The organism is Streptomyces sp. RPT161, assembly GCF_027533845.1.
Taxonomy (GTDB): Bacteria; Actinomycetota; Actinomycetes; order Streptomycetales; family Streptomycetaceae; genus Streptantibioticus_A; species Streptantibioticus_A silvisoli_A.
This window is the reverse complement of record NZ_JAPZVN010000005.1, coordinates 87,165-109,667: the sequence shown is the minus strand read 5'-3', so window position 1 is coordinate 109,667 and position 22,503 is coordinate 87,165. Positions and strand designations below refer to the sequence as shown.

The 22,503-nt window shown below is 70.3% G+C and carries 17 protein-coding genes; 8 read left to right on the top strand and 9 right to left on the bottom strand.

The window, feature by feature from the left end:
- Nucleotides 1-37 precede the first annotated feature (37 nt).
- On the top strand, nucleotides 38-1,636 hold the full coding sequence (locus O5O46_RS13710) for a glycosyl hydrolase family 28-related protein (protein WP_269855665.1): 1,599 nt from the start codon (nucleotides 38-40) through the stop codon (nucleotides 1,634-1,636).
- A gap of 62 nt (nucleotides 1,637-1,698) precedes the next feature.
- On the opposite strand, the gene O5O46_RS13705 is transcribed toward O5O46_RS13710, so the two are convergent.
- From O5O46_RS13705 to O5O46_RS13685, 5 genes are all read right to left on the bottom strand, one after another.
- Entirely contained in the window at nucleotides 1,699-3,429 is a 1,731-nt protein-coding gene (locus tag O5O46_RS13705) for an N-acyl-D-amino-acid deacylase family protein (RefSeq protein ID WP_269855664.1), read from the bottom strand.
- A gap of 202 nt (nucleotides 3,430-3,631) precedes the next feature.
- Nucleotides 3,632-4,759, bottom strand: a complete 1,128-nt coding sequence (locus tag O5O46_RS13700; protein WP_269855663.1) for an LLM class flavin-dependent oxidoreductase — start codon at nucleotides 4,757-4,759, stop codon at nucleotides 3,632-3,634.
- A 113-nt stretch (nucleotides 4,760-4,872) separates the two neighbouring features.
- Nucleotides 4,873-5,808 (bottom strand): TIGR03619 family F420-dependent LLM class oxidoreductase, encoded by a 936-nt coding sequence (locus tag O5O46_RS13695; RefSeq protein ID WP_269855832.1) that lies wholly within the window; start codon nucleotides 5,806-5,808, stop codon nucleotides 4,873-4,875.
- A 294-nt stretch (nucleotides 5,809-6,102) separates the two neighbouring features.
- Nucleotides 6,103-7,329: an amidohydrolase family protein gene (locus O5O46_RS13690; protein WP_269855662.1), complete on the bottom strand. Its 1,227-nt coding sequence runs from the start codon at nucleotides 7,327-7,329 to the stop codon at nucleotides 6,103-6,105.
- 106 nt (nucleotides 7,330-7,435) lie between these two features.
- Nucleotides 7,436-8,221 carry an AMP-binding protein gene (locus O5O46_RS13685; protein ID WP_269855661.1) on the bottom strand — a complete coding sequence of 262 codons (786 nt, stop codon included), beginning with the start codon at nucleotides 8,219-8,221 and terminating at the stop codon, nucleotides 7,436-7,438.
- 338 nt (nucleotides 8,222-8,559) lie between these two features.
- Here O5O46_RS13685 and O5O46_RS13680 point away from each other — a divergent pair, with 338 nt between their 5' ends.
- The 3 genes from O5O46_RS13680 to O5O46_RS13670 all read left to right on the top strand — a co-directional run bounded on the left by O5O46_RS13680 (nucleotide 8,560) and on the right by O5O46_RS13670 (nucleotide 12,132).
- Nucleotides 8,560-11,493 carry an AfsR/SARP family transcriptional regulator gene (locus O5O46_RS13680; protein ID WP_269855660.1) on the top strand — a complete coding sequence of 978 codons (2,934 nt, stop codon included), beginning with the start codon at nucleotides 8,560-8,562 and terminating at the stop codon, nucleotides 11,491-11,493.
- A gap of 157 nt (nucleotides 11,494-11,650) precedes the next feature.
- Nucleotides 11,651-11,848, top strand: coding sequence for a hypothetical protein (locus tag O5O46_RS13675; protein ID WP_269855659.1), 198 nt, complete (start codon nucleotides 11,651-11,653; stop codon nucleotides 11,846-11,848).
- A gap of 131 nt (nucleotides 11,849-11,979) precedes the next feature.
- Complete coding sequence (locus tag O5O46_RS13670) at nucleotides 11,980-12,132, top strand: hypothetical protein (RefSeq protein WP_269855658.1); 153 nt, start codon at nucleotides 11,980-11,982, stop codon at nucleotides 12,130-12,132.
- Between the two features lie 55 nt (nucleotides 12,133-12,187).
- Here O5O46_RS13670 and O5O46_RS13665 read toward each other — a convergent pair whose 3' ends face one another.
- On the bottom strand, nucleotides 12,188-13,774 hold the full coding sequence (locus O5O46_RS13665; RefSeq protein ID WP_269855657.1) for a FadD3 family acyl-CoA ligase: 1,587 nt from the start codon (nucleotides 13,772-13,774) through the stop codon (nucleotides 12,188-12,190).
- Between the two features lie 123 nt (nucleotides 13,775-13,897).
- Between O5O46_RS13665 and O5O46_RS13660 the strand changes: the two genes are divergently transcribed.
- The 3 genes from O5O46_RS13660 to O5O46_RS13650 are packed head-to-tail and all read left to right on the top strand — an operon-like array spanning nucleotide 13,898 to nucleotide 16,275.
- Nucleotides 13,898-15,046 carry a lipid-transfer protein gene (locus O5O46_RS13660; protein ID WP_269855656.1) on the top strand — a complete coding sequence of 383 codons (1,149 nt, stop codon included), beginning with the start codon at nucleotides 13,898-13,900 and terminating at the stop codon, nucleotides 15,044-15,046.
- Between the two features lie 6 nt (nucleotides 15,047-15,052).
- Complete coding sequence (locus O5O46_RS13655) at nucleotides 15,053-15,517, top strand: Zn-ribbon domain-containing OB-fold protein (protein ID WP_269855655.1); 465 nt, start codon at nucleotides 15,053-15,055, stop codon at nucleotides 15,515-15,517.
- Complete coding sequence (locus tag O5O46_RS13650) at nucleotides 15,517-16,275, top strand: enoyl-CoA hydratase/isomerase family protein (protein WP_269855831.1); 759 nt, start codon at nucleotides 15,517-15,519, stop codon at nucleotides 16,273-16,275. The genes O5O46_RS13655 and O5O46_RS13650 overlap by 1 nt, the downstream gene beginning before the upstream one ends.
- A gap of 34 nt (nucleotides 16,276-16,309) precedes the next feature.
- Here the strand turns inward: O5O46_RS13650 and O5O46_RS13645 are convergent, their stop codons facing one another.
- The 3 genes from O5O46_RS13645 to O5O46_RS13635 form a co-directional block, all read right to left on the bottom strand.
- Nucleotides 16,310-18,763, bottom strand: coding sequence for an outer membrane protein assembly factor BamB family protein (locus O5O46_RS13645; protein ID WP_269855654.1), 2,454 nt, complete (start codon nucleotides 18,761-18,763; stop codon nucleotides 16,310-16,312).
- A 230-nt stretch (nucleotides 18,764-18,993) separates the two neighbouring features.
- Nucleotides 18,994-20,013: an acyl-CoA dehydrogenase family protein gene (locus O5O46_RS13640; RefSeq protein WP_269855653.1), complete on the bottom strand. Its 1,020-nt coding sequence runs from the start codon at nucleotides 20,011-20,013 to the stop codon at nucleotides 18,994-18,996.
- A complete protein-coding gene (locus O5O46_RS13635; RefSeq protein WP_269855652.1) occupies nucleotides 20,010-21,206 on the bottom strand; it encodes an acyl-CoA dehydrogenase family protein in 1,197 nt (398 codons plus the stop codon). Before O5O46_RS13635 ends, O5O46_RS13640 begins: the two co-directional genes overlap by 4 nt.
- A 96-nt stretch (nucleotides 21,207-21,302) precedes the next feature.
- Here O5O46_RS13635 and O5O46_RS13630 point away from each other — a divergent pair, with 96 nt between their 5' ends.
- The gene (locus tag O5O46_RS13630; protein ID WP_269855651.1) at nucleotides 21,303-22,454 is read left to right on the top strand and encodes an acetyl-CoA C-acetyltransferase; all 1,152 of its coding nucleotides are present in this window, start codon (nucleotides 21,303-21,305) and stop codon (nucleotides 22,452-22,454) included.
- The last annotated feature ends 49 nt before the right edge of the window (nucleotides 22,455-22,503 follow it).

The window sequence follows — 22,503 nt, the reverse complement described above, 5'->3', positions numbered from 1 at the left end:
TTTACTAACAAGGTTGGCCCGGGCATGCTGCCGCTCCATGACGGAACCCCACAGGAGCCATCCGCGCCGCAGGCGGTACGCGGTGCTCGGCGCCGCCGCCGCGCTCGCGGTGACGGGCGGGCTGACCACCACGTACTGGCAGGCCGGCGCCTCCCCCCGCACCACTCCCGCGGCCAGCGCCCGGGCCAGCGCCGACTGGGTCGCCTTCAGCGGCGGCAGGCTCTCCTACCGAACCGACGCACAGGGCGACCGCGTCCCCGACTTCTCCCGCGTCGGCTACCACGAGAGCGACCAGCCCATCCCCGACCGGCCGGTCGCCGTCACCCTCGCCCCGGCCGCCTCCGGGGACGACACCGCCCGCATCCAAGCCGCCGTCGAACGCGTCGGCGGCACCCCGTCAGGCGGCGCTGTCCTGCTCAGGCCGGGCACCTACCGGATCGGCGGCACCATCAAGGTGGACCGTTCCGGTGTCGTCCTGCGCGGCTCCGGGTCGGGCGACGGCACCGTGCTCACCGGCACCGGTAAGCCGCACACCCTCGTCGCGGTCGGCGGCTCGGGGCAGATCACCCGCAGCGGGGACACCCACCCGGTAACCGACACCTATGTGCCGGTCGGGGCCAGCACCCTCCATGTGGCCGACGCCGCCACGCACTTCAGTGCCGGGGACCGGATAGTCGTCCAACGCCCCATAGAACAGGACTGGATCCACGCCATCGGCATGGACCACATCCCGCCACGCCCCGACGGCACCCCCAGCACCCCGTGGAAGCCCAGCAGCGGCCATGAGTTCGAGCGCACGGTCGCGGGTGTGCGCGGCGACACCATCACCCTCGACGTGCCGCTCCCCCAGGCGCTGGAGAAGCAGTACACGCACGCGAGCGTGTGGACGTACACCTTCGCCGGCCGCATCAGCGAGGCGGGCGTCGAGAACCTCTCAGGCAACGGCAAGGCGTTCGAGTCCGACCCGTCCTGGCACGGCGGCGGGTACTTCAACTCGGCGCTGGTCAGCGTGGACGCCGCGGAGAACTCCTGGGTGCGCGACGTCACCGCGAACAGGTTCGGCTCGGCCTTCTCCTTCGGCACCGGCGCGCTGCACGACACCATGCTGGACACCCGGTCGCTGGACGCCTCCGTACCGCAGGACGTCCACGCCCAACCGGTCGCCTACACGGTCAGCGGACAACAGACCCTGATCGAGAACTGCACGGTGACCGGCAGCAACCAGCATGCCTGGGCAACACAGGCGCGCATCCCCGGCCCCAATGTGATCACCAACTGCACGGCCAGCAACACCGGCAAGCGACTGCTGGACGCGGGCCCGCACCAGCGGTGGGCGACCGGCACCCTCTACGACGAGATCACCATGGACGCCTCCGGCACGCTCGCGCTGCACGACCGCCAGTGGATGGGCAGCGGCCAGGGATGGGCGGGCGCCAACGACGTGGCATGGAACTGCTCGGTGGGCAGGTACCAGGTGGAGGACCCGCCGACCGCCCACAACTGGGCCATCGGCTGCACCGGCACCCAGGCACCGCCCGCCGGCGGCCACCGCCCCGGCGAGTTCCAGTCCTCCGGCAGCCATGTGCTGCCCGCCAGCCTCTACCAGGAGCAACTGAGGGAACGGCACGGCAAGTAGACCCGAGGCGTCGTTGCCCGAGGTGCTGCCCTCGGGCAACGACGCGGATCCACCGCGAAGCCCTAGCCCGTCGAGACCGTCTCGGTGTCGCGCCCCGAGCGCAGCACCGTCCCCGGGACGGCGCCCGTCACCACTCCGTCCCTTATGGTCTCGACACCGTTCACCCGCACACTCACCACGCCCTGCGCCGCGGAGTGCAACCGCGGGCTGTCGCCCGGCAGGTCGTGTACCAGGGTCGCGGCTCCGGCGTCGATCCGCTCAGGGTCGAAGACCACCAGGTCGGCGAAGTACCCCTCGGCGATCCGGCCGCGCCCACGTAGCCCGTACAACCTGGCCGGATCGCCGGTGAGCATACGCACCGCCTTCTCCAGCCCCACCAGCCTGCGCCCGCGCAGGCAGTCCCCGATGAACCGTGTCGTATACGGCGCACCGCACATCCGGTCGAGATGCGCGCCCGCGTCCGAGCCACCCAGCAAGACGTCCTCGTGCTCCCAGGTCTGCCGTCGCAGCTCCCAGCTCGCCGGATCGTTGTCCGTGGGCATGGGCCAAAGCACCGTACGCAGCCGGTCGTTGGCGCATATCCCCACCAGCGCCTCGAAGGGTTCCTGTCCTCGCTCGGCGGCGATGTCGCAGACCCGTCGACCGGTCAGTCCAGCGTTCTGCTCGCAGTACGTATCGCCGATGACGTAGCGACCGAAGTCCGCCAGTCGCCGGAAGACGCCGGCTTCCGGGCTCTCCGCACGGCGCAGCATCTCCGCCCGCACGGCGGGATCCCTGAGTCTGCCGATCCGCTCGTCCACCGGGAGGCCGAGGATCTCTCCCCATCCGGGAATCAGATTGAGCGCGCAGAAGGTGCCGAGCGACATGTTCATCGGCGTGAGGATCGGCATCGTCAGTGCGACGACCCGGCCACCCGCCTTACGGGCCATGGCCGATGCGAGCAGTTGCCGCGGAACACGTTCGGGAACGGCCGCATCGATCGTCAGTACGTTCCAGTTCAGCGGCCGCCCGGCCGTCGCGCTCATGGCGGCCAGCAACTCGATCTCGTCATCGGAGAACTGATCCAGGCATCCGGCGACAATCGCCTCGATCTGTGTACCCTCGTGTTCCCCGACCGCGCCGCACAGCGCCAGCAACTCCTCGCGGCGCGCATAGCGGGACGCCACCGGTTTGCCGTCCCCGTCGGAGTGGGTGGACGACTGCGTGGTCGAAAGACCCCACGCGCCCGCGTCCATCGATTCATGGAAAAGCCACAGCATTCGCTCCAACTGCCGTGCGTTGGGCTGCCCACCGATGGCGTCCTCGCCCATGACGTGCCGGCGCAGCGCGCAATGGCCCACCATGAAACCCGCGTTGACCGCGGTCCGCCCGTCGAGCGCGCCAAGGTACTCGGCGAACGAGGCCCAACTCCAATCCACCCCGGTCTCAAGGGCCTTGAGCGACATGCCCTCGACCTTGCACATCATGCGCCGTGTGTAGTCGGCGTCCCGCGGCCTGAGAGGCGCCAGGGTGAATCCGCAGTTGCCGCCCACGACGGTGGTCACACCGTGGTGCATGGACGGGGTCGCGAAAGGGTCCCAGAACAACTGGGCGTCATAGTGCGTGTGCGGATCGACGAATCCGGGCGTGAGCACCAGCCCGTCCGCGTCCTGAGCGCTGCGCGCGCCTTCCGCGGTGCTACCGGGAGCGGTGATCGAGACGATTCTTCCGTCCTGTATTCCGACGTCTGCGAGATATGAGGGCGCTCCCGTGCCGTCCACCACGGTGGCGCCCTTTATCAGGTGGTCAAGCATGGTCGATTCCCCTCTGCGGAAAGTGGTGGCGAGGGAGCCGCGGCCCGGATCGGCCCGGCCGGGGCCGTGCGACGGGCCGCCGTCGCAGGGCCCCGGACCGGGTCGGGAAGCGACGGCCCGGGAAGCCGTCGCCGCACAGCGGGCGCCGGGGCCTCAGTAGGGGCCTCGCACGCCGTTCGGGCGGGCTGTCCGCGCGGCCCGGCTAGCCCCGCGCCGCCTCCCGGAATCGGGTGGTCCGGTGCACCGGGTCCGTGTCCATCTTCGGGATGACGTGCTCTCCGATGAGTTTGATCGTCGTCAGCGTGTCCTGGTACGGCACGCCCACCGGCAGCCCGAACACCAACTGGTCGGCACCCGCCGCCTCCCACCGTCTGCATTGTGAAAGGACCTCGTCCGGGTCGCCGCAGATCATCAACTCCTCGGCTATCAACAGGTCGATGATCTCCGGGGTGTAGTCCGGCAGGAGTTCCGGCCACCGCGGAATCCCCTCAGGCCGGGGGAAGGTGTCGTGGTAGCGGAACAGCAGCGACTGCAGGTAGTTGAGATTGCTGGAGACCGCGATCTCCCGCGCCTTCTTCGAGGATTCGGCGCATATCGCGGTGGACGTCACCATCACGTTGTCGTTGACGTAGTCGCCGACCGGCTCGGCGTCGCGTACCGCGGTCTTGTACGAGTCGACCACCCACTCCATGTCGGAGACCTTCTGCACGCTGAACCCCAGTACGCCGAGGCCCTTCCCGGCGGCCATGGCGTACGAGGACGGCGACCCCGCCGCGTACCACATCGCGGGGTGCGATACCCCGTACGGCTTGGGCAGGATCTTGCGCGGGGGGAGCGACCAGTGCTTTCCCTTGAACCCCTCGTATGTGTCCTGCAGCCACATCTTGGGGAACTCGGCGATGGTCTCCTCCCAGATCTCCTTGGTGTGGTTCATGTCGGTGATCCCGGGGAGGAAGCCGAGGATCTCATGGCTGCCCGCGCCGCGTCCGGTGCCGAACTCGAAGCGGCCACCGGAGAGATGGTCGAGCATGGCGACCCGCTCGGCGACCTTCGCGGGATGGTTGACCTGCGGCAGCGGATTGAAGATTCCGGAGCCGAGGTGGATGCGTTCGGTGGCATGGGCCAGATAGCCGAGGAAGACGTCATTGGCCGAAAGGTGGGAGTACTCCTCCAGGAAGTGGTGCTCGCTCGCCCAGGCGTACTTGAAACCCGACCTGTCGGCCTGGATGACGTACTCGGTCTCCTCCAGCAACGCGTGGTGCTCGGCCTCGGGGTCGGCCTTCGCCCGGCTCGCGGGCACATATCCCTGTACGAAGATCCCGAATTCCAAGATCGCTCCTCGGGCGTCCACTTCGTTTCTGACGTACCGTCAGGTTTACTCGACTCTCGCAGTGCCCGCCGAAGCCGTCAATACCCGGGGCACCGCCCGGGTTCCCCCCGCCATCAGTTGAGGTGCGGCGCGACGTCAGCGGCGAACGCCTCCATCTGGTCGAGGAGCTCGGCCGCACTACGGCTGCGGAAGCGGACCTGTATCTGCCCGACCCCCATGCGGGCATACTCGCGCAGCGACTCCGCGACGGCCTCACCCTTGCCGCAGAGCGTGCGGCGACCCACCCGCCACGACGGCTCCCCTACGTACACCGGCTCGGTGATCGCCCCGATGTCCAACGGTGCGCCGCGCCGCAACCGAGCCAGTTCCGCTATCCGCGACGGCAGCTGGTCCCGAGGATCCCCCTGCGGCAGCCAGCCGTCACCGCGCAGCGCCGACCGCCGTATCGCCGCGGGCGACGATCCACCGACCCAGATCGGTGGCCGGGGAACCTGGACGGGCCTGGGCCGCTGCCCCAGTCCCCGGAAGGCGAAGTGCCGACCGCCGTACTCCGGGAACTCCTCGGGTCCGAGCGCGGCCTTGAGCGCGTCAATCGTCTCGTCGAGCACCGGACCGCGGCGGTCGAAGTCCACTCCCACCGCGTCGAACTCCTCCCGGACATGTCCGGCGCCCACGCCGAGGATCAGCCGCCCACCGGAGAGGTGGTCAAGCGTGGCGTACTGCTTGGCGAGCATCAGGGGGTGCCGCAGCCCGGCCACGGCGACATGACTGAGCAGCCGCACCCTGGTGGTCGCCGCCGCCACATAGGACAAGGTGGCCACCGGGTCGTACCAGGTGGTGCTCATCGCGTCCGCGAGCCGGGCCGGAATCGCCACATGGTCGCAACAGGCGACGTAGAAGAAACCGAGCCGGTCCGCCGCGCAGGCGATCGCCAGCAGATCCCCGCGCTCGGCCTCCGTCTCCCATCCCTCCGCGAAGACGGCACTCAGCGCCTGGACCGGCAACTGCATCCCGTAGACCAAACGACCTTCCGGCAGGATCCGCACCATGTGGGCCTCCTCGTCGCGAGTGCCCACATCGTCGTACCTGACATATCGTCAGACAAGTCCGTCTTCGCGCGGGGCGCACCCCATGACGTATGTCATAACGCACTCAGGACGGATGACACTGCCCCGCGCTCCCGCCCCCCGCCATCCTTGTGACCACGGGGCCGCAAGCCCCGCGGTGACCGGCCCGCGCCGGAGGCGGGCCGGGTAGGGGACATCAGGGGAGGGAGGGGGAGCGGGAGGGCCCCGTGGGCGGGCGGTGCGGGGGACCGTCCGCCCAACGGTTCACCGGTCGTCTTACGAGCCCGCGCCCGCCCAGAGGCCGTCGCTGGTCAGGCCCAGCAGTTCGATCGCGTTACCGCGCACGATCCGTTCGACCACATCCTGCGGGAGGTGACCCATCTGTGACTCGCCGACTTCCTTGGACCTCGGCCAGGTCGAGTCCGAGTGCGGGTAGTCCGTCTCGTACAGGACGTTGCCGGCGCCTATGGCGTCGAGGTTCCGCAGACCGAACGCGTCGTCGAAGAAGCAGCCGTAGACGTGTTCGGCGAACAGCTCGGACGGTGGGCGCAGCACCCTGTCGGCGACCCCGCCCCAGCCCCGGTTCTCCTCCCACACCACGTCCGCGCGCTCCAGGACGTACGGCATCCAGCCGATCTGCCCCTCGGCGTACATGACTTTGAGGTTGGGGAAGCGTTCGAACTTGCCCGACATCAGCCAGTCCACCATCGAGTAGCAGCAGTTGGCGAACGTGATCGTGGAACCGACGGCGGGCGGAGCGTCCGCGGAGGTGGAGGGCATCTTCGAGGAGGAGCCGATGTGCATGGCGATGACCGTGCCGGTCTCGTCGCAGGCGCCCAGGAACGGGTCCCAGGCGTCGCTGTGGACCGAAGGCAGCCCGAGGTGCGGCGGTATCTCGCTGAAGCAGACCGCGCGCACACCGCGTTCGGCGTTGCGCCGCACCTCGCGGGCGGCGAGTTCGGCGTCCCACAGCGGGATGAGGGTGAGCGGGATGAGGCGACCGTGCGCCTGCGGCCCGCACCACTCCTCCACCATCCAGTCGTTGTACGCCCGTAGGCACAGCAGCCCGAGTTCGCGATCCTTGGCCTCGGTGAACGTCTGGCCGCAGAAGCGCGGGAAGGTCGGGAAGCAGAGCGCGGAGCGCACATGGTTGATGTCCATGTCCGCCAGCCGCTCGGGAACGCTGTAGGAGCCGGGACGCATCTGCTCGTAGGTGATGCCTTCGAGCCTGACGTCATCACGGCTGTAGCCGACGGCGGTGTCGAGCCGGGTCAGTGGGCGGCGCAGGTCCTCGTAGACCCACCAGTCGGCGATCGGCCCGTCATCGCCGAGCGCGCCCATCTTGGGCGCGAACTTCCCGCCGACGAAGGTCATTTCCTTCAGCGGTGCCCGGACGATGCGCGGGCCGATGTCGTGGTACCGGGACGGGAGCCGGTCCCGCCAGACGCCTGCGGGCTCGACCGTGTGGTCATCCACCGAGATGATCTCCGGGAAGCTCTCCATGGAGCCACGGTAGCGCCGATCTGACGCTTCGTCAGCTCTGTTGCGGAGTCAGCACCGTGGGCCGAACACGTTCGCCGCCTTCGCCGATCGCACCGGTCCGCCGCCCCTACCCCCTGCCTCGCGGTCCGCGGGGCCGGCCCGTCTCCCAGACCGCGCGCCCCTGGTGGACGGGGAGCAGCAGCCGCCATACGGCGTCGTCCATGCCGTGCACCGAGGCGATCCAGCTCAACTCGTCGTCCTTGACGCCGAGTCGGCAGGCGTCCTGTAGCTCATGGAGGACGTTGAGCAGGTCGCCGTGGCTGAACGGCGGCTCCATTCGGCCGCCCAACGGGTCGCCGGGCGGCCCGGGTATGTAGCGCCGGTAGGCGTCGGTGCCGCGCAGTACGCCCACCGGGCGCCAGCGGTCGGCGAGTTCGGCGACCGGGCAGCCGCCGACCATGTGCCCGTCGGCCTCCAGAACCGGAACGCGTTCGCGGTTGACCGGTAGCGCCGACCAGCCGTCGGCGGCGGTCAGTACGGCGGCGGGGGCGACCCGGTCGACGGCATCGGCGACCCCGTCGTCGATGCCGTCGTCCATGCCGTCCGGCGTCCCGTCGCCCGGTCCGTGGTCAGGCAGCAGATAGGGCACCGCGACCATGCCCGCGTACAGGCAGCCGTAGAAGGCGCCGGCGAAGTCCGGGCCCTGGCGGTAGGCGAGGAGTACCCGACTGCCCGGCGGGAGCGCGCCGCCGAGCCGGGCGGCCACGGCGCGCGCCCGGCGGTCGAGTTCGGCGTAACTGCACGCGGCGGTCGCGGCGAAGGGTGCGCCGGGCAGGGCGCCGTACGGTACCGCGCAGGGCAGTTCCGCGGCCCGCTTGCGCAGCATCCGGCCGGGTGTCACCACCGTGCTCATCCTCGCGCGCGTCCGCTCCGTGGTGGGCCCACCGAGACCGTCTCCAAACACCGATGCGGACGGCTTCGGTGGCGTACACCGTGAGCACATGACAGCTCCGTCACTCCTCTCCCCCACAGGCCTCACACACGGAATCTCAAATTCCGCTCAATTCGGACTGATTGGCGTACAACCGCTCGTGAGGAGGTGACCGCGCCCGGTAGGACAGGGCAAACTGGCGGTCACGCGGCTGTACTCATCACACGAGGAGATGGTCCCGGCTCGCGATGAACGATCGATATACGTCCGCTCGGTACGTGCTCGACGCGTTCTCGCCACCGGCGGAATGGGAGTCTGTGATGGATGGCGGAACGGAGCCGGGGCTGCGCTTCGCGCTCCTCGGCCCGGTGCGGGCCTGGCATGGCGAGAACCTGCTACCTGCGGGCTCGCCCCAGCAGCGTGCCCTGCTGGCCGCACTCCTGCTGCGCGGTGGCCGCACCGCTACGGCCGATGAGCTGATCGACGCGCTGTGGGGCCAGGAGCCGCCGGAGAGCGCGCTGGCGGCGCTGCGCACCTACGCGTTCCGGCTGCGCAAGGCCCTCGGTGCGGGCGTGCTGACATCGGTGTCGGGCGGCTACGCGGTGCGTACCGCACCGGGCAGTGTGGACATCGCGGTCGCCGAGCAGCACGCGGCCGAGGCCGAGAAGGCGCGGGCCTCGGGTGATGCGGCGCGGGCCCGGGAACTGCTTTGCACGGCCCTCGACTTGTGGGACGGCGAGCCACTGGCAGGGCTTCCCGGGCCGTACGCGGAGATGCAGCGCACCCGGCTGATCGAGTGGCGGCTGTCCCTGCTGGACGCCCGCCTCGAACTCGATCTGGAACTCGGCGGGCACAGTGAGGCGGTTTCCGAGCTGACCGCCTTGTCGGCCGAACACCCGCTGCGGGAGCGGTTGCGGGCGCTGCTGATGCTCGCGCTGTACCGCAGCGGTCGGCAGGCGGAGGCGCTGGGCGTCTTCGCCGACACCCGGCGGCTGCTCGCCGACGAGCTGGGTGTCGATCCGTGCGCGGAACTCACCGAACTCCATCAGCGCATCCTGGAGGCCGATCCGGAACTGGCCGCTCCGTCGTCACCCGGGGACTCCGCGGCGACGATCGCCACGGTTCGGCCAGCACAACTCCCCGCGACCGTGGTCGACTTCACCGGCCGCGCCGCGTTCGTCTCGGAGCTGGCCGAGGAGTTGGCCACCGCTGAGCAGGGTGTCATGGCCCTGTCCGCGGTGGCGGGCATCGGCGGTGTCGGAAAGACCACGCTGGCGGTGCATGTGGCCCATGCGGCCCGAACCGCCTTCCCCGACGGGCAGTTGTACGTGGACCTCCAGGGGCAGGGGGCGCGGCCAGCCGAACCGGAGACGGTGCTGGCGTCCTTCCTGCGGGCGCTGGGCACGCCGGATTCAGCCATTCCGGACGGACTTGAGGACCGCGCTGCGCTGTACCGGTCGGTGCTCGACGGCCGTCGCGTGCTGGCCCTGCTGGACAACGCGCACGACGCCGCGCAGGTACGGCCGCTGCTGCCGGGCACCCCGGGCAGCGCCGCACTGATCACCAGCCGGGTCCGCATGGTGGATCTGGAGGGTGCCCATCTGGTGGACCTGGATGTCATGAGCCCGGAGGAGGCGCTTCAGCTCTTCACCAAGATCGTCGGTACCGAACGGGTGATGGCCGAGCGCCAGGCCGCTCTCGACGTCGTGGCGGCCTGCGGCTTCCTGCCGCTGGCGATCCGCATCGCGGCGTCCCGGCTGGCCACCCGGCGCACCTGGACGGTCTCGGTGCTGGCCCGCAAGCTCAGCGACGAGCGGCGCCGGCTGGACGAGTTGAAGGCGGGGGACCTGGCGGTCAAGGCCACCTTCGAGATGGGATACGGCCAGTTGGGCCCCGAGCAGGCCCGCGCCTTCCGCCTGCTGGCCCTGCCGGACGGCCCCGACATCTCCTTGAACGCGGCCGCCGCGGTGCTCGACATGGACCCTTACGAGACCGAGTCGCTGCTGGAGGCGCTGGTCGACATAAGCCTGCTGGAGTCCGCGGCCCCCGCCCGCTACCGCTACCACGACCTGCTGCGCCTCTACGCCCGCGACTGCGCCGAACGCGACGAGACCCCGGCTGACCGCCAGGGCGCCCTGTCTCGCGTGCTCGATTTCTATCTGGCGTCGGCAGCGGGCGTGTACGAGTTGGAGAACCCGGGGGACCGGGTGTTGGCCCACTTGGCGTCCACGGAGCGCAACGGGCTGGCGTTCACCGAACGGTCCGAGGCCCTCGACTGGCTGTTCGCCGAAGCGGCCAATCTGCTCGCCGCCGTCCAGCAGGCTGCCGCGACAGGGTGCCCCGGCCCGCTGCGTCAGGCGATCGACTTGCTGTTCGCAGCCCAGGACCTCATGGAGTCGGGCGTTCATCTGCGCCAGTACGAGCAGGCCGTGCGCGCCATGGTCGAGACCGCGGACGACTGCGGCGAAACCCTGGTAGCCGGCCGGGCACACCTGCTGCTGGGGCGGATTCGCTCCTGGTCGAGCAGCCACTTCGAGGAAGCGGACCGTGAGGCTCAGCGCGCGCAGTTGCTCGGACTGGCCGCGGAGGACCCCCTGACGTGCAGCTACGCGCCGAACTTGCGCGGACTGATCGCCAAGGACCGCAAGCGTTACGAGGACGCCAAGGAGTACTACCAGCAGGCGCTCACCGCTTTCCGAGACGACGACAACCCGCATGCCACCGCCGCTACTTTGTCGAACCTCTCACGAGCGTACGTCGAACTCGCCGACAGCGCCTCGGCGGTCACCTCCGCCGAGGAAGCCGTGGCGGTCTATCGGGAACTGCACAAGGGGTACCGCCACGCTGTCGCGCTTTACACACTCGGGATCGCCCAGACCTCGAGCGGACAGCTGGATCTGGCGTTGGGGAGCCTCAACGAGGCGCTGCCGATGTTCCGCGAGGCACGCCAGCAACTGTGGGAGGGCGTGACCCTGTACCGCATGGCCGAGGTCCACCTCGCCGCGGGCCATCACCGCCAGGCCGCCTCACACGCCGAGCAGGCGCTGGGGCTGGTGAGCAAGGCCACCGGTCACTGGAGGACCGCCGATGTGCTGACCGTTCTCGGGCGCTCGCTCCACGGAATCGGGCAGGTCGATCGGGCGCGGGCCTGCTGGCATGACGCGTTGAACATCCACAAGTCCTTGGGCACGGAGGGCAGCGACGAGATCCTCCACCTGCTCGGCGAGCGCTCATCTCCGAGCGTGGCCGTATAGCGCCAGGTCAGGGGCATTTTCGGAGCCGTTTATCGGTTGCTTATCGGGCGCTGCCAGGATTTCATCGCGTCGAAAGATGCCCGCCTGGTGGCGCACGGGGGTCGTCACCAGGCGGGCGCCAAGAACCGCAACGAGACATCAAACGGGGAGAAACAGCATGACTACCAACGTTCCGAGCACGGGCAAGGGCAAGAAGCCCGGAGTGGGGATCGACACGGGAGCCAACTCGGGGGAGTTCCCGGAGTCGACGGCTGGTATCGAGCTTCAGCCGCTCAGCGAGGGCGTTGAGGAGCAGGCCCAGGAAGAACGGCCGATCATCAACAACCCTGACAACTGGAGCAACACCCTGCGTTAGGGGGCACCGGCCAGGGGGCACGGGGGGCGCTAGAGCAGCGCGCAAGGCGGCCGCGGCGTGGAGGGGGCGTCGCGGCCAACCTTGTTGTTTGCGACTCCCATTCCATCCATCACTCCGAGACTGGAGCAGACATGAGTCTGATACGGAAGGCTGCCATCGTGGCAGCGGGTGTCGCAGCCGCGTTGGTCGCAGTCGTGGCCCCCGCGACCGCCGCGACCAGTGGGCACAGCGCTGTCAGCCTGAGCGCGAGCAGCGCCCAGCCGGACAACTGGAGCAATGTGTAACGCTCCCCCACAAAGCAGGAGCGGCGGCGGCACCGGGGGGTCCGCCGCCGCTCCGTTATGTTGTGGGGCGGGCGCGCAGGGCGCCCTTGAGTATCTTTCCGCTGGCGTTGCGCGGCAGTTGCGGCAGGAACTCGACCTGCCGCGGCACCTTGTAGTTGGCCATCTCCCGCCGCGCCCAGGCGATCACGTCCTCACCGGTGACCGTCGAGTCCGGGCGCCGTACCACGTACGCCTTGCCGACCTCGCCGAGCCGTGGGTCCGGAACGCCGACCACGGCCACGTCCACCACATCAGGGTGGCGGGAGACAACACGCTCTATCTCCGCCGGGTAGGCGTTGAAACCTCCCACGATGAACATGTCCTTGATGCGGTCGGTGATCCGCAGGTTGCCGTCGGTGTCGAGCTCTCCGATGTCGCCGGTGTGCAGCCAGCCCTCCTCGTCGATCGTCTTCGCCGTCTCCCCGGGGTCCTCGAAGTAGCCGGACATGACGTGGTAGCCGCGCACCAGTACCTCGCCGTTGTCGGCGATGGCGACCTCGGTGTCGGGAATGGCGCGGCCGGACGTCGAGGCGATGACCTCCGGTGGGTCGCCGCGGCGGCACATGGTGACGGTGCCCGAGGCCTCCGTCAGTCCGTAGGCGGTCAGCACATCGGTTACGCCCAGCTCGTGGCGCAGCCGCTCCACCAGTTCCAGCGGGACGACAGCGGCGCCGGTCACCACCAACCGGAGTGCGGACAGGTCGTGTTGGCCGCGTGCCGGATGGTCCAGGACCGCCTGGTGGAGGGTGGGCGGGCCGGGCAGCACGCTGATGCGTTCGGTGGAGATGTTGGCGAGGGCGGTGTCCACGTTGAAGACGGACTGCGGAACCATGGTCGCGCCGCGCAGCAGGCAGGCGATGATGCCCGCCTTGTAACCGAAGGTGTGGAAGAAGGGGTTGACGATCAGGCAGCGGTCCTCGCCGGCCAGGCCCGCCAGTTCGCTCCACACTCCGTAGACGCGCAGGGTCTGCGCATGGGTCATGACGGCGCCCTTGGGGTGGCCGGTGGTGCCAGAGGTGAACATGATGTCCGAGGGGGCGTCGGGGCGTACGGCGGCGGCCCGGGCGCGTACTCGCTCGGGCGGTACGGTGTCGCCGGCCGCCAGGAACTCCTTCCAGGTGCGGAAGTCGGGCGGGGCGTCCTCCGCCAGCACCACCACGTCGCGCAGTTCGGGCAGTCCCGGCAACGGCCCGTCCGCGCCCCGCACCTGGCCGCTGCCCGCCGCGCGCCGCAGCGACGCCACGTAGGAGGTGCCGAGGAACGTGCCGGTGACGAACAGCAGTCGGGCACGGGAGCGACCGAGCACGTACGCGGCCTCGACGCCCTTGAAGCGGGTGTTCAACGGCACCAGGACACCGCCCGCGCTGACCGCTCCGAGCGCCGCGATGATCCACTCCGCCGTGTTCGGCGCCCAGACTGCCACCCGGTCGCCCGGCTCGACGCCGTGTGCGATGCAGGCCGCCGCCGCCCGCTCGACGCGTTCGGCCAGCTCCGCGTAGGAGATCCGGGTCCGCCCGTCGACCACGGCCTCCCGATCGCCGTACCGTCGGGCGGACTCGGCAACCAGCCTGGGGATGCTGCCGAATTCCAGGTCACCGCGCATCACCACTGCCTCCCGTAGCTGTGCGGTTCGGCCAGATAGCTGACTACCCGTCAGATTAGTGGGTAGCCTGATGCCCTGCCAGCCCCAGGGCCCGCGGGCTCGGGACACGAGGAGGTGGCGCCGGTGGCATCGCTCAAGGACGCGACCGCGATCGTCGGCATAGGCCAGACCGCGTTCGCCAAACGGCTCGACGAACCCGAGAAGACGCTCGCCTGCCGGGCGATCCTGGCGGCCCTGGACGACGCCGGAATCGACCCCTGCGAGGTGGACGCGTTCGCCTCGTACACCATGGAGGAGACCGACGAGGTCGAGATCGCCAAGTCCATCGGCGCGGGAGACGTGACCTACTTCTCCAAGGTCGGCTACGGAGGCGGTGGTTCATGTGCCACCGTGGCCCACCTCGCCGCCGCCATCGTCAGTGGCCAGGCCGCCGTCGGCATCGCCTGGCGGTCCCGCAAACGCGGCTCGGGCAAGCGCCCGTGGACCGACGTCCACGCCCAACTCCCCACGCCGGCCCAGTGGACGCGGCCGTTCGGACTACTGCGCCCGGCGGACGAGATCGGCATGCTCACCCGCCGCTACATGCATGAGTACGGAGTCACCCGGGACCACCTCTTCAATGTCGCCCTCGCCTGCCGCAACCGCGCCAACCAGAACCCGGCCGCGATGATGTACGAACGTCCGCTGACCCGCGAGATGTACATGACCGCACGGTGGATCAGCGAACCGCTCTGCCTCTACGACAACTGCCTGGAGACCGACGGCGCCCTCGCCTGTGTCGTGGTCAGCGCCGACCGCGCCCGCGACTGCCGTCACCGTCCGGTCTATGTGCACTCCGTCGCCCAGGCGCTGCCCGCCCAGCACCACGGCATGGTCAACTACTGGACCGACGACCCGCTGACCGGCCCCGCGTGGACGGCGGCCAGACAGCTGTGGAAGACCGCCGACCTCACCCCCGAGGACGTCGACGTCGCACAGATCTATGACGCGTTCACCCCGCTCATCCCGCTCTCCCTGGAGGGCTACGGCTTCTGCGGACGCGGCGAGGGCGGCGCCTTCACCACGGGCGGCGCCCTGGAGATCGGTGGTCGACTGCCGCTCAACACCTCGGGCGGCGGCCTGTCCGAGGCGTACGTACACGGCTTCAACCTGATCACCGAGGCTGTCAAACAGCTGCGCGGCACCTCCACCGCACAGGTCCCGGGCGCGGCGACATGTCTGGTCACGGCGGGCGAGGGCGTGCCAACCTCCGCCCTACTGCTGAGGAGTTGAGCGTTCATGTCCTCCATCATGAAGGCCACCACTGACAACGGCCTGCTGCTGCCGGTCCGCGACCAGGACGGCGCCCCCTTCTGGGAGTTCGCGGCGCGCGGCGAACTGCGCGTCCAGGCCTGTGCGGCGTGCGGGCGGCTGCGCTTCCCGCCGCGGCCGTGCTGCCCGCACTGCCGGTCCTTCGCCAGCCAGTGGCGTGCGATGTCCGGCCGTGGCCGCATCTGGTCCTACGTCCTGCCCCATCCGCCGCTCCTGCCGGGCTACGCGGCGCAGGCACCGTACAACGCGGTCGTGGTGGAACTCGTCGAGGATCCCGGGATCCGGCTGGTCGGCAACGTGGTCACCGCGCCCGACGCAGCGCTCAACTCCCTTGATCCGTCCCGGCTGCGCATCGGCGCGGCCGTACGGGCCTGCTTCCACACGATGGCGGAGGGCGTCACCGTTCCGCGCTGGATGCTGGAGCGCCCGTGATCACCGTCGACTCCGGGGACGGCGTCGCGGTGGTCACGCTCGACCGCCCGGACCGGCACAACGCGATCGACCGTACGATGCGCGACCAACTCCAGGCCGTTTGGCGGCAGTTCCGGATGTCCACTGACGTACGGGTGGTTGTCCTGACCGGGGCTGGTGACAAGGCCTTCTGCACGGGCCTCGACCGCGCCTGGGCGGTTCCGCAACCGTTCTCGCCCTACGCGATCGACGATCCGCTGATCGACATCGGCCCCAAGTCGGCCGACCTGTGGATACCGGTGATCGCCGCGGTCAACGGGATGGCCTGCGGTGGCGCGTTCTACCTGCTCGCTGAGTGCGAGTTCGCCATCGCGGCCGACCACGCGACCTTCTTCGACCCGCACACCACCTACGGCATGGTCAGCGCCTTCGAGTCCATCGGCATGGCGCAGCGCATGCCGTACGGGGAGGTCATGCGGATGTCCCTGATGGGCACCGCGGAGCGGATCGGTGCCCGGCGTGCCTACGAGATCGGGCTGGTCTCCGAACTCGTCCCGGGCGACGGCCTGTTGGACGCCGCCATGCGGACGGCCCGCGTCATCGCGTCGTACCCGACGGAGGCGGTGCAGGGCACGGTGCGCGCCGTGTGGTCGGCGCGGGCCGCCGCACGCTCGCTGGCGCTGGCCGGGGCGTCGCAGCTGATCGCCTTGGGAAACCTTCCGCCCGAGCGGCAGGAAGCCCTCTTCCGTACCCGCCGCGGTGACCACCGGGTGCGCTGAGGGGGGCGGTCCGGAAGACCGCCCGCCACCAGGCCTACCGGCGCGAGCCCGTCCCCTTGACCGCGTCCAGCGCGTATACGCACCGGTCCTTGCTGCACGCGTACACCACACCGTCGCGCACCACGGGGGAGCCGGTGATCTCGCCGCCCGTCTCCAGCTTCCAGCGCAGCTGTCCGCTCGTCGCGTCCACGGTGTACAGGCAGTGGTCCACCGAACCGAAGTGCAGGCGGCCGTCCGCCGCCACCGGGGAGCCGACGATCTCACCCTGGGTGGCGAACCGCCACCTGGGGGCGCCGGAGACCGCGTCCAGGGTGTAGAGCGCACCACCGCTGCCGAGGTGGACGAGTCCACCCGACACCAGAACAGGTTCGACTGACTGCCGGGCCTCCGTCGCGACACGCCAACGCTCCACGCCGGAGCGGGCGTCGAGCGCGTACACCGTGCCCAGGTAGTCGGCCACGTACACCCCGCCCGGAGCGTGTGTGGGCGGCGCGAAGACGACCGCCGGGGCGTCGAAGCGCCACCGCTCGGAGCCGTCTGAGGCGTCCAGCGCCAGTACCCGGCTGCCCGCGGTGACGTACACCGCCCCGCCACCCGTAGCCGGGCGCACCGGCATGCCGGACGCCACCCCCGCGGCCATCTCACCGTCGCCCAGCGGATACGCCCAACGCTCGGCGCCGGAGCGGGCGTCGAGCGCGTGCAGCAGTCCGCCGCCGCGGTAGTAGACCAGGCCGTCCAGCAGGGCCGGGCCGGACTGCGGTGACTCGAAGTCGGCCTGGGCGCCGGTCCGCTCCCACAGCGCCTCGCCGTTCGCCGCGTCCCATGCCTGTACGCCTCCGCCGCGGGTACCGGTGACGACGGTGCCACCGGCCGACTGGAGCGCGTACACCCAGCCGTCGACGGCCAGCCGCCACAGCTCGCCGCCGTCGGCGGAGTCCATCGCGTACAGGCTCGGGCCGTCGGAGGCATGGATCCGTCCGTCGGCGACGGCCATCATCCAGGCGACGTCACGGGTCTTGAACTGCCGCTGTCCGGTGGCCACATCCAGGACGTGCACCTCGAAGGAGGTCACATACAGGCGGTCACCCGCCACAACAGGCGTGCCCCACACGTCGTTTGACATGCGGAAGCGCCAGGGGCGCCAGCGTTCATCCCGTGCGCCGTGGCCCTGGGCGGCATGCCGGGACGACTGCCGGACCGGTGGAGCGGGCGGCTGCGCGGGGACGGCCTGGTGGGTCGCAGCCCCGGCGGCGGAAGGCACTGCCGGGGCCTGGGCCGCGCCGCGGCCGCGTGCCGTCCAGTCGAGGCCGGGCGCCGGGGGCGCGCCCTGGGTGCCGCGCGGGTCCTTGCCTTCGGCCACCAGGGGGCCCGGCCCGATCGGCACCGAGCCCGCGAGCTTCACCGGCCCCGCGGGCCGTGCCGGGTGGCCGTCCGCGCCGTGTTCAGGGCTGGCGTGGCGCCCGGAGCCCACTGCCGGGGGCGGCGCCTGTTCAGGCAGCGGCGACGGCACGGGGGCGGCTGGGCCGTCATGGCCCACGGCGACAGCGGCGTTGGCGGCGGCGACATTGGCCGCGGCGGCTGCCGCGGCGCGCTGTCTGCGTCCGCTGCGCTGCTCTATGAACGCGACCGCGCGCTCGGGCAGCCACGCGGAGACCGAGCCGCCGTCGTCCGCGGAGGAGAACAGGTGCGGCGCCAGTTGCGCCTGCAGGTCCGCGGGGGTTGGCCGCCGCTCCTGCTCCATGCGCATGCACGACTCGATGAGCGGACGCAGTTCGTCCGGCAGCCCTGTGGTGTCCGGGCCCTCACGGAGCAGCATGAAGACCGTTTCGACCGGATTCGAGCCGTGGAAGGGCGCATGTCCGGTGGCGGCGAAGACCAGCGTGGAGCCGAGCGAGAAGATGTCGCTGGCACCCGTGACGCTACGCGAGTCACGCGCCTGTTCAGGCGACATGTACGCGGGCGTGCCCACGGCGACGTTGGTCATGGTCAGCCGGGTGTTCGACACCCCGCTGGCGATACCGAAGTCGATCACCCTGGGCCCGTCCTCGACCACGAGGACGTTGGAGGGTTTGAGATCGCGATGCACAAGACCGGCGCCGTGGATGGACTGCAGCGCCTCCGCCACTCCGGCGGCCAGCCAGCGCACCGCCTGGGCCGGAAGCGGACCGCACTCATTGACTATCTCCTCAAGCGAGGGCGCCGGTACGTAGGCCGTGGCGAGCCACGGCACGGCGGCCCGTGGATCGGCGTCGACCACGGCGGCGGTATAGAAACCGCTCACCGCGCGCGCCGCCTCCACCTCGCGGGTGAACCGGACCCGGAACAGCTGGTCCTCCGCCAGCTCGGCACGCACTGTCTTGATCGCCACGCGTCGACCGGACGCCGAGCGGGCGAGATAGACCAACCCCATGCCGCCGGCGCCGAGCCGCCCGAGGACCTCGAATGGACCGATTCGCCTCGGGTCGTGCTGCGTCAGCTGTTCCACCACTGGCCTGCCACCTCCCCGTACCCCCCGAATTGTTGCAGCCCCGGGCGGCGTCTCACCGTCAATCGCCCCGGGGTACGGGTGCTGATTCTTCCTGGGATGTGCCCCGGTTGCGAACCCGGGGCGATTCCGAGCGTGCCGTACGGTACGCCGGAACGATTCTGCGCCTGCTGGTACGCCCACGTTGTGATACAGACGCCGACTTTCGACCGCGGGTTGCCTGTGCTGCCTAGCTAGGGACACGGCGGCGCCGGTGCGGGGCCCAGCAGGTCCGCCGCGACGACGGCGCGATGGTGAGCGGCGTCACCCCAGGCGGCGGACAGCGCCCACACCCGCCGTAGCCACAGCGCCAGGTCGCACTCCTCGGTGTAGCCGATCGCGCCGTGCACCTGAAGGCAGGAGCGACCCGCCAGGTCCGCGGCGTCCGAGGCGAAGACCTTGGCCATGGCCGCGTCCCGCCCGGCCGACGGCAGATCATGATCATGGGAGAAGGCGGCGCGGAGGACGACGGGCTGGGCGAACTCCACCGCGATCAGGACGTCGGCCAGCTGGTGTTTGACCGCCTGGTACGAGCCTATGGGGCGGCCGAACTGGTGGCGTTGCCGGGCGTGGCTCACCGTCAGGTCGAGCATGGCGCGGACGGCACCCAGCAGATCGGCGGCGGCGCCGACCGTGCCGAGCCGCGCGGCACGACTGACCGCCCGCTCCTGCCGGACGGCCAGCGGACCGTCCAGCAACATCGACATGTCGACATGCCCGAGGCCGCGTCCCAGATCCACTCCGCGCGCCGCACTGACGCCCGCGTCAGCGGCCGATCTCCCGTACAGTCTGTCGCCGTCGGCGACCAGGAGGAAGTCCGCGTGCGTGGCGTGCGCGACGGGTGCCGCGCCGGGCCCTGTCAGCCGTACGGCGGGGACGGCGGTGCCCGCGGCGAGTGCGCGCAGCCACTCGGCGGCGCGGCCGTCCTCGTCCACCTCCGCGAGGAGCGTGGCCGCGACGGCGGCCTCCACCACCGGCTCCGGCGCGCACGCCCGGCCCGCCTCCTCCGCGACCGCGACCAGTGCGCCCGCACCGAGGCCGAGCCCTCCGTGCTCCTCGGGGACCAGCAGCCCGGTGACGCCGATCTCGGCCAGTTCCTCCCACCGCTTTCGGGCGAATCCCGCTCGGACGTCCTGCGGAGTACAGCGGCGCTCCAGCAACGCCCGGACCGCACGGGCGAACATTTCCTCGTCGGCCGTGGACGCCAGCCTCACCGTCCCACCCCTTTCTCGCCGTTCATCCCTTTTGGCTCCTTTGGCAGGCCCAGCAGCCGTTCAGCGATGACATTGCGCTGGATCTCGTTGGTGCCCGCGTAGATGGGGCCGGCGAGTGAGAAGAGGTAGCCGTCGAGCCAGGGGCCGCCGATCTCCGCCCACGGCCCGAGGAGTCGTTGTGCGGTGGCGTGCAGGTTTAGATCGAGTTCGGACCAGAAGACCTTGTTCAGGCTGGACTCCGGACCGATGGACTTCCCGTCACCGAGCCGGGTGACGGTACGGAAGGTGTAGAGGCGGTAGGCCTCGGCGCGCATCCAGGCATCCACCACCGCGTCGCGGAACGCGTTCGGGGTGCCCGTGCCCGGCTCCTCTCCGGCACTCACCCGGCGGTAGAGCCTCACCAACCGCTCGGCCGCCGCCAGGAATCGACCGGGGCTGCGCAGGCTGAGGCCGCGCTCGTCACCAGTGGTCGACATGGCGACGCGCCATCCTTGGCCGGGCTCGCCGAGCACGTCCGCGTCCGGCACGAAGACGTCGTCCAGGAAGACCTCGGCGAATCCCGGTTCGCCGTCGAGTTGCCGGATGGGGCGCACGGTGACGCCATCGGCCGCGAGGTCGACCATGAAGTAGGTCAGGCCATGGTGGCGTTCGGCCCGTGTGCCGGTTCTGAACAGGCCGAACATCCGGTGCCCGTGGGTTCCGCGGGAGCTCCAGGTCTTCTGCCCGGTCAGCCGCCAGCCGGCGCGCTGCTCGTCGCGTACCGCACGCGACCGCAGCGCCGCGAGGTCCGATCCGGCCTCCGGCTCCGACCAGCCCTGCACCCAGATCTCGTCCCCCGCGGCCATCGGCGGCAGAATGCGGCGCTTTTGCTCCTCGGTGCCATAGGCGAAGACGGCGGGGGCGAAGAGGAAGATGCCGTTCTGGCTGACCCGACCGGGTGCGCCCGAGCGCCAGTACTCCTCCTCGAAGATCAGCCACTCGATTAGCGACGCATCCCGCCCGCCATACTCGACGGGCCAACTGGCCACCGCCCAGCGGGCGTCGTACAGCTGGCGCTCCCACCGCTGGTGTGCCGCGAAGCCGTCCGGGGTGTCCATCGACGGCAGCGCCTGGCGCGGCACATGCCGGGCCAGCCAGTCCCGTATCTCCCGCCGGAAGTCCTCTTCGGTCGCACTGAAGATAAGGTCCGTCACTTGCGCTAGCATAACCTGACGGGCCGTCAGCTTTAAGGGTTGCGCTCTCCCCACCACCCCGCGGTCGTCGTCAGCATCCTGTATGGAGGGGTTGTCATGGCAGAGGCCTTCATCGTCGAGGCGGTGCGCACCCCGGTGGGCCGCAAGAACGGCGCACTGTCGTCGGTACACCCGGCCGACCTGGGCGCGCATGTGCTGCGCACGCTCGTTCAGCGCTGCGGGGTCGACCCGGCGGCCGTCGAGGACGTGGTCTTCGGCTGCCTGGACACGGTGGGCGGGCAGGCGGGCGACATCGCCCGAACCTGCTGGCTCGCCGCAGGGCTGCCGGAACACGTGCCGGGTGTGACGATCGACCGGCAGTGCGGCTCGTCGCAACAGGCGGTGCACTTCGCGGCGCAGGCGGTGCTGTCCGGCACCTGCGACCTGGCGGTCGCGGGCGGCGTACAGAACATGTCGCGGATCCCGATCGCCGCCGCCTTCCGGGTCGGCGCGGAATACGGCTTCGCCGACCCCTTCTCGGGCTCCACCGGTTGGCGCCAGCGGTACGGTGACCAACCCGTCAGCCAGTTCCACGGCGCGGAGATGATCGCACGCCGATGGGACATCTCCCGTGAGGAGATGGAGCGCCTCGCGCTCACCAGCCACGAAAGGGCGGTGCACGCGATCGACAACGGCTGGTTCGAGAAGGAGACCGCGCCGCTGCCCGAGTTGGCGGTGGACGAAGGGCCGCGCCGGGACACCTCATTGGAGAAGATGGCCTCCCTGCAGCCGCTCGCACCGGGCGGACGGCTCACCGCCGCGCTCGCCTCGCAGATCTCCGACGGCGCGTCGGCGCTGCTGCTCGCCTCGGAACAGGCGGTACGAGAACACGGGCTCACACCGCGCGCCCGAATCCACCATCTGTCAGTACGCGGCGACGACCCGATCGCCATGCTCACCGCACCGATCCCGGCCACCGCGCACGCCCTGGCCAGGACGGGCATGGCCATCGACGACTTCGACGCCATCGAGATCAACGAGGCCTTCGCGTCGGTGGTGCTGGCGTGGCTGAAGGAGACCGGTGCCGACCCCGCGAAGGTGAACCCGTGCGGCGGCGCGATCGCCCTAGGCCACCCGCTGGGCGCCACGGGTACGAAGCTGATGACCACGTTGCTGCACCAACTGGAGCGAACCGGCGGCAGGTTCGGGCTGCAGACCATGTGCGAGGGCGGCGGCCAGTCCAACGTCACCATCATCGAGCGGCTGTAGCTGCAGGTTCCCAACCACCCTCGCACACAAGCTGATTGCTCCGGCGAAG

What these genes read in the sequence shown, in the direction of transcription:
- O5O46_RS13695 (WP_269855832.1), bottom strand. Translation starts at nt 5,808, where the DNA reads ATGGTGCGGATCCTGCCGGAAGGTCGTTTGGTCTACGGGATGCAGTTG.
- O5O46_RS13685 (WP_269855661.1), bottom strand. Translation starts at nt 8,221, where the DNA reads ATGAGCACGGTGGTGACACCCGGCCGGATGCTGCGCAAGCGGGCCGCG.
- O5O46_RS13670 (WP_269855658.1), top strand. Translation starts at nt 11,980, where the DNA reads ATGAGTCTGATACGGAAGGCTGCCATCGTGGCAGCGGGTGTCGCAGCC.
- O5O46_RS13630 (WP_269855651.1), top strand. Translation starts at nt 21,303, where the DNA reads ATGGCAGAGGCCTTCATCGTCGAGGCGGTGCGCACCCCGGTGGGCCGC.
- O5O46_RS13680 (WP_269855660.1), top strand. Translation starts at nt 8,560, where the DNA reads ATGGATGGCGGAACGGAGCCGGGGCTGCGCTTCGCGCTCCTCGGCCCG.
- O5O46_RS13665 (WP_269855657.1), bottom strand. Translation starts at nt 13,774, where the DNA reads ATGCGCGGTGACCTGGAATTCGGCAGCATCCCCAGGCTGGTTGCCGAG.
- O5O46_RS13655 (WP_269855655.1), top strand. Translation starts at nt 15,053, where the DNA reads ATGTCCTCCATCATGAAGGCCACCACTGACAACGGCCTGCTGCTGCCG.
- O5O46_RS13705 (WP_269855664.1), bottom strand. Translation starts at nt 3,429, where the DNA reads ATGCTTGACCACCTGATAAAGGGCGCCACCGTGGTGGACGGCACGGGA.
- O5O46_RS13690 (WP_269855662.1), bottom strand. Translation starts at nt 7,329, where the DNA reads ATGGAGAGCTTCCCGGAGATCATCTCGGTGGATGACCACACGGTCGAG.
- O5O46_RS13675 (WP_269855659.1), top strand. Translation starts at nt 11,651, where the DNA reads ATGACTACCAACGTTCCGAGCACGGGCAAGGGCAAGAAGCCCGGAGTG.
- O5O46_RS13710 (WP_269855665.1), top strand. Translation starts at nt 38, where the DNA reads ATGACGGAACCCCACAGGAGCCATCCGCGCCGCAGGCGGTACGCGGTG.